Consider the following 6,645-nt stretch of genomic DNA (forward strand, 5'->3'; position numbering starts at 1 on the left):
GACCGCCTCACGCGCACGTACGAGGCGAAATACGTCCTCGACGGGCCGCTGGCGGACGCGCCGCTCGGCGCCACCGTCACCTTGCGCCTGGACGGTGAACGTGGTGGCGACAGTGACGGCAAGGTCGGCGCGCTGCAGGTCCCGGCCGCGGCCGTCCTGGACGCCGGCAAGGGCAGCGGCGTCTGGACCGTCGCGGGCGATCCCGCCAAGGTGACGTGGCGCCGCGTCGACGTGCTCGCGATCGGCGACGACATGGCGCGCGTGACGGGCCAGTTAAAGCCGGGCGAGCGCGTGGTCGCGCTGGGTGCCCATCTGCTGCACGAAGGGGATACCGTGCGCCTCGATCGCGTGCCGGGCCGGCTTGCCGCCGCAACCGTATTGCAAACCGCGCCACAAACCACGCCACACTTCGCGCCGGGAGCCGCACGATGAGCCGCTTCAACCTGTCCGCGCTGGCCGTGCGCGAGCGGTCGGTCACGCTGTTCCTCATCCTGCTCGTCTCGCTGGCCGGCGTGCTGGCGTTCCTGAAGCTGGGCCGCGCGGAAGACCCGCCGTTCACGGTGAAGCAGCTCACGGTGATCACGGCCTGGCCCGGCGCCACCGCCCAGGAAATGCAGGACCAGGTGGCGGAACCGCTCGAAAAGCGCATGCAGGAACTCCGCTACTACGACCGCACGGACACCTATACCCGTCCGGGCCTCGCGTTCACGACGGTCACGCTGCTGGACAGCACGCCGCCCGCCGACGTGCCCGACCAGTTCTACCAGGCGCGCAAGAAGCTGCAGGACGCGCAGGCTTCGCTCCCGGGCGGCGTCATCGGCCCGATGGTCAACGACGAATTCTCCGACGTCACGTTTGCCCTGTACGCCCTGAAGGCGCGCGGCAAACCGTCACGCCTGCTGGTGCGCGATGCCGAAACCCTGCGCCAGCGCCTGCTGCACGTCGCCGGCGTCAAGAAGGTCAACATCATCGGCGAACAGGCCGAACGCATCTTCGTGTCGTTCTCGCACGACCGCCTCGCCACGCTGGGCATCGCCCCGCAGGACATCTTCGCGGCCCTCAATGCGCGCAACGTGCTGACGCCCGCCGGTTCGATCGACACGAAGGGCGCGCAAGTATTCGTCCGCCTGGACGGCGCCTACGACGAGCTGCAGAAAATCCGCGACACGCCGGTCGTCAGCCAGGGCCGCACCTTGAAGCTGTCCGACATCGCGACGGTCGAACGCGGCTACGAGGATCCAGCCACCTTCCTGATCCGTAACAACGGCGAACCGGCGCTGCTGCTGGGCGTGGTGATGCGCGACGGCTGGAACGGCCTCGACCTGGGCAAGGCACTCGATGCCGAGGTCGGGTCCATCAACAAGGACGTCCCGCTGGGCATGAGTCTCGCCAAGGTGACCGACCAGGCCGCGAACATCAGCGGCGCCGTCGATGAATTCATGGTCAAGTTCTTCGTCGCGCTCCTCGTCGTGATGGTTGTCTGTTTCCTCAGCATGGGCTGGCGCGTGGGACTCGTCGTCGCCACGGCCGTGCCGCTGACCCTGGCGGCCGTCTTCATCGTGATGGCCGCGACGGGCAAGAACTTCGACCGCATCACCCTCGGCTCCCTGATCCTCGCGCTCGGCTTGCTCGTCGACGACGCCATCATCGCCATCGAAATGATGGTCGTGAAGATGGAAGAGGGCTACGACCGCGTGCAGGCGTCCGCGTACGCCTGGAGCCATACGGCGGCCCCCATGTTGTCCGGCACGCTCATCACGGCCATCGGCTTCATGCCGAATGGCTTCGCGAAATCGACGGCCGGCGAATACACGAGCAACATGTTCTGGATCGTGGGCATTGCCCTCGTCACGTCGTGGATCGTCGCCGTCGTGTTCACACCCTACCTGGGCGTCAAACTCCTGCCGGCGATTCCGAAGATCGAAGGCGGTCATCACGCCATCTACGACACGCCGAACTACAACCGGTTCCGGCGGCTGCTGGGTACCGTGATCCGGCGCAAATGGCTGGTCGCGCTGATCGTGATCGGCACCTTCGTGCTGGCCGGCGCCGGCATGGCCGTCGTCAAGAAGCAGTTCTTCCCGACGTCCGACCGGCCGGAAGTGCTGGTCGAGGTGCAGATGCCCTACGGGACCGCGATCGGGCAGACGTCCGCCGCCGCCGCGAAGATCGAGGCGTGGCTGGCGAAGCAGAAGGAAGCGCGCACCGTCACCGCGTACATCGGGCAGGGCGCGCCGCGCTTCTACCTGGCGATGGCGCCGGAGCTGCCGGATCCGTCGTTCGCCAAGATCGTGATCCGCACCGACAATGAACAGGAACGCGAAGCGCTCAAGCTGCGCCTGCGCGGCGCCATCGCCGACGGCCTGGCGCCGGAGGCCCGGGTGCGCGTCACGCAGCTGGTGTTCGGCCCGTACTCGCCGTATCCGGTCGCGTTCCGCCTGTCCGGCCCCGACCCGGACACGCTGCGCGCCAGCGCCGCGAAGGTGGAAGCCATCCTGCGCGCGAGCCCGCAGATGCGCACCGTGAACACGGACTGGGGTACGCGCGTGCCGACCCTGCATTTCACCCTGGACCAGGACCGCCTGCAGGCCGTCGGCCTGACGTCGGCCGCCGTGGCGCAGCAGCTGCAGTTCCTGTTGAGCGGCGTGCCCGTCACGGCGGTGCGCGAGGACATCCGTTCGGTGCAGGTCGTTGCCCGCGCGGCCGGCGACGTGCGCCTCGACCCGGCGCGGATCAATGCCTTCACGCTCGTCGGCGCGGCCGGACGGCGCATCCCGTTGTCGCAGGTCGGCACGGTCGACGTCCGGCCGGAAGAACCGGTGTTGCGCCGGCGCGACCGCGTGCCGACCGTCACCATCCGCGGCGACATCGCGGAGGGCCTGCAGCCGCCGGACGTGTCGCTGGCCATGCAGCAGGCGCTGCAACCCGTCGTGGCGGCGCTGCCGTCCGGGTACAAGCTCGCCATGGCCGGGTCGATCGAGGAGGCCGGCAAGGCGAATGCCGCGCTGCTGCCGCTGTTCCCCGTCATGCTCGCGTTCACCCTCCTGATCATCGTGTTCCAGGTGCGCTCGATCGCGTCGATGGTGATGGTGTTCCTGACCAGCCCGCTGGGCCTGATCGGCGTGGTGCCGACGCTGATCCTGTTCCGCCAGCCGTTCGGCATCAATGCGCTCGTGGGCCTGGTCGCGCTGTCCGGCATCCTGATGCGCAACACGCTGATCCTGATCGGGCAGATCGACCACAACCGCGCGGAGGGACTGAATCCGTTCGACGCCGTCGTCGAGGCGACGGTGCAGCGCGCGCGCCCCGTCATCCTGACGGCGCTGGCGGCGATGCTGGCCTTCATTCCGCTGACGCACTCCGTGTTCTGGGGCACGCTCGCCTACACGCTGATCGGCGGGACGTTCGCAGGCACGGTCATGACGCTCGTGTTCCTGCCCGCGATGTACGCCATCTGGTTCCGGATCGTTCCGGCGTCCGAGCCCGCGCCGGCACTGGCCGAGGCGGCGCCGGCCTGAGGCCGCAACAAAAAGCCCGGGCGGGCCTTGCGGCACCGCCCGGGCTGGCGTCGGTCGTGACCGGAATCAGAACTGGTTCATCGTGTTGTGCTTGCCGCCGGCCTTCAGCGCCGCTTCGCCGCTGAAGTATTCCTTGTGGTCGTCGCCGATGTCCGAACCGGACATGTTCTGGTGCTTGACGCAGGCGATGCCCTGGCGGATTTCCTTGCGCTGCACGCCGGCCACGTAGCCCAGCATGCCCTGATTGCCGAAGTAGTCCCTGGCCAGGTTGTCCGTGGACAGGGCGGCCGTGTGGTAGGTCGGCAGCGTGATCAGGTGGTGGAAGATGCCCGCTTCGCGCGCCGCGTCGGCCTGGAACGTGCGGATGCGCTCGTCGGCGACCTTCGCCAGGATCGAGTCGTCGTACTCGGCGCTCATCAGGTGGGCGCGGTCGTAGGCCGACACGTCTTCGCCGCGGGACTTCATGCCGTCGTACACCTGCTGGCGGAAGTTCAGCGTCCAGTTGAACGACGGGCTGTTGTTGTACACCAGCTTCGCGTTCGGGACGACCTTGCGGATTTCCTTGACCATGCCGCCGATCTGGCCGATGTGCGGTTTCTCGGTCTCGATCCACAGCAGGTCGGCGCCGTTCTGCAGCGACGTGATGCAGTCGAGGACGCAGCGCGCTTCGCCCGTGCCTTCGCGGAACTGGAACAGGTTGCTCGCCAGGCGTTTCGGGCGCAGCAGCTTGCCGTTACGCTGGATCACGACGTCGCCGTTCTTCAGTTCGGCGGCCGCGATTTCTTCCGCGTCCAGGAAGCTGTTGTACTGGTCGCCCAGGTCGCCCGGTTCATGGGTGACGGCGATCTGCTTGGTCAGGCCGGCGCCCAGCGAGTCGGTACGGGCGACGATCACGCCGTCGTCCACGCCCAGTTCGAGGAACGCGTAGCGCACGGCGCGGATCTTCGCGAGGAAGTCCTCGTGCGGGACTGTGACCTTGCCGTCCTGGTGGCCGCACTGTTTTTCGTCCGACACCTGGTTTTCCAGCTGGATGCAGCAGGCGCCCGCTTCGATCATCTGCTTGGCCAGCAGGTAGGTCGCTTCCGCGTTGCCGAAGCCGGCGTCGATGTCGGCGATGATGGGCACGACGTGCGTGACGAAGTTGTCGATCTTGTCCTGGAGCGCGGCCTTGGCGGCGCCTTCGGCCGCGTCCAGCTGGCGGAACAGGCCGCCCAGTTCACGGGCGTCGGCCTGGCGCAGGAACGTGTACAGCTCCTTGATCAGCGCGGGGACGGCGGTCTTTTCGTGCATCGACTGGTCCGGCAGCGGGCCGAATTCCGAGCGCAGCGCGGCGATCATCCAGCCCGACAGGTAGAGGTAGCGGCGGTCGGTGCTGTTGAAATGCTTCTTGATCGAGATCAGCTTCTGCTGGCCGATGAAACCGTGCCAGCAACCCAGCGACTGCGTGTACCTGGACGGATCGGCATCGTAGTTCGCCATGTCGCGGCGCATGATCGCGGCCGTGTAGCGGGCGATGTCGAGGCCGGTCTTGAAGCGGTTCTGCGCACGCATGCGGGCGGCGGATTCCGGATTGATGGCGTCCCAGCCGCTGCCGTAGCGCTGCTTGAGGGTGGCGATGGCCTGGATATCGTTTTGGTACTCGGACATGTCGAACTCCATGAAAAGTGAATCGAAAGTGGTGAAGCGCATGGGTTCATCATACGAGATCCAGGTGTCTAAATCTTCTGTCTTATATAAGACATAGAACTAAAATTAAACGATTGTATTCAATGGGTTATCTCAAGCATTCCGCAATGCGGCAAGAAATTTTGCGAAATGGAATATTCATCCCACCTATTGAAAGGCAAAAATTTCATATTGTGGAATGTTATTCAGCCGAGTGAAAAATGGCGCCGGATCCGGCCCGGGAGCGTAGGGGCGAAAAAAAAGCCCGCTGGTTGGCGGGCTTGAATCTATTTTCTTGGAGGAAGATAGAGGAGACAGGAAGCATTATGCTGCGTTGCACAAAAAACCGTCCAATGATGTTTCGTGATGACTGTCATCCGCCAGGCGCATGACTGGGCATGCGCGGCGGTCAGAGGTGGTAGTGACCGGCGCGTTCCGGCTGGTAGATCACCTCGACGACTTCCACGCCGAGCGTCCGGCCGTCCGGGTGGGTCCACTCGATGCGGTCGCCTTCCGCCAGGCCCAGCAGGGCGCTGCCGACGGGCGACAGCACGGAGACCGTGTCGTCGCCCTCGCCGATTTCCTTCGGATAGACGAGCGTCTTGCACCACTCGCTGTCCTTGCCGTCCAGGCGGAAGCGGACGGTGGAACGCATGGTCACGACGCGGGGCGGCATGTCCCAGGGCGCGACGACGTCGGCCCGCGCGAGTTCATCGGACAGCGCGTCGCGCGCGGCCGCCTGGGCCAGCGGGAGCCGGTCCAGCATCAGGTCGATGCGGTCGAGGTCGAGCGTCGAAATGGTGATGGCGGGATACATGGCGGTCCTCCTTCAGTCGACATGGAGCAGCAGCCAGCCGAGCGGCAGGCAGACGGCGAGGGCGAGGCCGATGCGCTGGCGCAGGCGCTTGCGGTGCGCGATCAGGTCGTTGATGGCCCGGATGCTGGGCGGGCGGCGGAACAGCGAGGGTCGATCGAGTTTCATAATAAGTCTCTTGATGTCCTGGACAGGAATGGGGCATGGCCGCCCGATGCGGGTCGGGCGGATCGTCATGTTCTGTGGAGCCCGGCCAACGGCTGTGCCGCCGCCGAGCTTAATGAAGCCGGGCGAGGACGCGCGGCAGGGCGTAATCGGGCAGGCGCAGGCAGGCCGCCGTCGCGCGGACGGGGGCGTGGGGCTGTCGGCAGATCAGGAACTTCTCGTGAGCCATTGCGCTGCTATGTAACGAAGATCGATCGTTCATTGTACATCCGGTCGGGGCAAAGTGGCGCGCCGTTAGGCGTGGCCAGGCGCCGGTCCCATGCGTCGATAAACGAAGTAAGATGCAGGATTGTTGATACACCGTGTAATGAATGGGAACCTTCGATGAGCCGCCAGTTCGACGACATCCTGCTCGGCAGCATCGAGCTGTTCTGCTCCGCCGCGGAATTGGGCAGCTTCACGGCGGCCGCGACGGCCGCCGCC

Annotated in this window: 4 protein-coding genes and 2 pseudogenes; 3 read left to right on the forward strand and 3 right to left on the reverse strand. The window is 66.0% G+C overall.

The genetic code is table 11. The features are described 5' to 3' along the window. Together ACEN88_RS21695 and ACEN88_RS21700 are read left to right on the forward strand one after the other, a co-directional pair. Nucleotides 1-432 (forward strand): annotated as a pseudogene (locus tag ACEN88_RS21695) (efflux RND transporter periplasmic adaptor subunit); the annotation flags it as partial. Beyond that, complete coding sequence (locus tag ACEN88_RS21700) at nucleotides 429-3,518, forward strand: efflux RND transporter permease subunit (RefSeq protein ID WP_413342929.1); 3,090 nt, start codon at nucleotides 429-431, stop codon at nucleotides 3,516-3,518. The pseudogene ACEN88_RS21695 and the gene ACEN88_RS21700, both read left to right, overlap by 4 nt. A 66-nt stretch (nucleotides 3,519-3,584) precedes the next feature. On the opposite strand, the gene ACEN88_RS21705 is transcribed toward ACEN88_RS21700, so the two are convergent. From ACEN88_RS21705 to ACEN88_RS21715, 3 genes are all read right to left on the reverse strand, one after another. Further along, on the reverse strand, nucleotides 3,585-5,165 hold the full coding sequence (locus ACEN88_RS21705) for an isocitrate lyase (protein ID WP_413342931.1): 1,581 nt from the start codon (nucleotides 5,163-5,165) through the stop codon (nucleotides 3,585-3,587). 427 nt (nucleotides 5,166-5,592) lie between these two features. Then, nucleotides 5,593-6,000, reverse strand: coding sequence for a nucleoside diphosphate kinase regulator (gene rnk, locus ACEN88_RS21710; protein ID WP_413342933.1), 408 nt, complete (start codon nucleotides 5,998-6,000; stop codon nucleotides 5,593-5,595). A 12-nt stretch (nucleotides 6,001-6,012) separates the two neighbouring features. Beyond that, nucleotides 6,013-6,165, reverse strand: a complete 153-nt coding sequence (locus ACEN88_RS21715; protein WP_413342934.1) for a hypothetical protein — start codon at nucleotides 6,163-6,165, stop codon at nucleotides 6,013-6,015. Nucleotides 6,166-6,546: 381 nt separating this feature from the next. Here ACEN88_RS21715 and ACEN88_RS21720 point away from each other — a divergent pair. Next, nucleotides 6,547-6,645: pseudogene (locus ACEN88_RS21720) on the forward strand (LysR family transcriptional regulator); the annotation flags it as partial.

Source organism: Massilia sp. CT11-108, from assembly GCF_047302915.1.
Taxonomy (GTDB): Bacteria; Pseudomonadota; Gammaproteobacteria; order Burkholderiales; family Burkholderiaceae_D; genus Telluria; species Telluria orientalis.